Consider the following 999-nt stretch of genomic DNA (forward strand, 5'->3'; position numbering starts at 1 on the left):
AAAGCATGGCGAACTGTTTTGCGACAACAGCGCCAAAGACATCCTAAAGATGCTTATTGAAGAATGCCCGCCCCACAAAGTGGATATACGCACCAAATGCGAGATAGAAAGCGTTAAAAAAGAAGGCGAAACGTACCACCTAAAGACAAACCTTGGACATTTCTCAACACAAAAACTGGTTGTCGCGAGCGGCGGATTATCGATTCCAACCATGGGTGCCAGCGGGTTTGGCTACCAACTAGCCGAACAGTTCGGGCATAAGGTGCTGCCAACACGCGCCGGTTTAGTACCGTTCACTTTTAGCGATAAAACCAAAATAATGACCGAACGCTTGTCTGGCCTTGCCCATGAATCAAAAGCATTTAACGATCGCAGCAGCTTTATTGAGAACATACTGTTTACGCACAGGGGCATCTCAGGCCCTGCCGCATTGCAGCTATCGAACTACTGGCATCTTGGTGAAACCATCGAGCTCGATCTATTCCCTACTAAGAACATCGAGCAGATCTTGCTTGATGCCAAGCAGAATTCGGGCAAAAGCAAACTTCGCTCCATACTCAGCAAGCACCTAGCAAAGTCTCTCGTGTTAGAGCTTGAAGCGCTCTATTGGGATGAACACAAAGAAAAGCCAATCAGCGAGCATAGCGACAAACTTCTCAAGCAGCTTGCCGACACCCTGCATAGCTGGTCGTTAAAGCCATCGGGAACCGAAGGCTACCGAACCGCCGAAGTGACGCTTGGCGGGGTAGATACCGATCAGATTTCATCTAAGAACATGGAAAGCAAACTCCATCCCGGGCTGTACTTTATTGGCGAGGTGCTGGATGTAACTGGCCACTTGGGTGGGTTCAATTTTCAGTGGGCTTGGGCATCCGCCAATGCCATCAGCGAAGATATCTCGGCCAACTAAACAGAGTTGTGTTGATAACAGAAACTTATAAAGAGACTTATAAAGAGACCTACAACTTAATATAAAGAAGTGACACCCACGAGAGTAAC

1 protein-coding gene is annotated in these 999 nt (G+C 47.7%); it reads left to right on the forward strand.

Features of this window, described 5'->3' with window-relative positions; genetic code table 11:
- Positions 1 to 910, forward strand: a 910-nt coding sequence (locus A3751_RS21150; protein ID WP_068458796.1) for an aminoacetone oxidase family FAD-binding enzyme, incomplete at its 5' end; no start/stop codon positions are given.
- Between the last annotated feature and the right edge of the window lie 89 nt (positions 911 to 999).

This window comes from Oleiphilus sp. HI0080 (genome assembly GCF_001635135.1).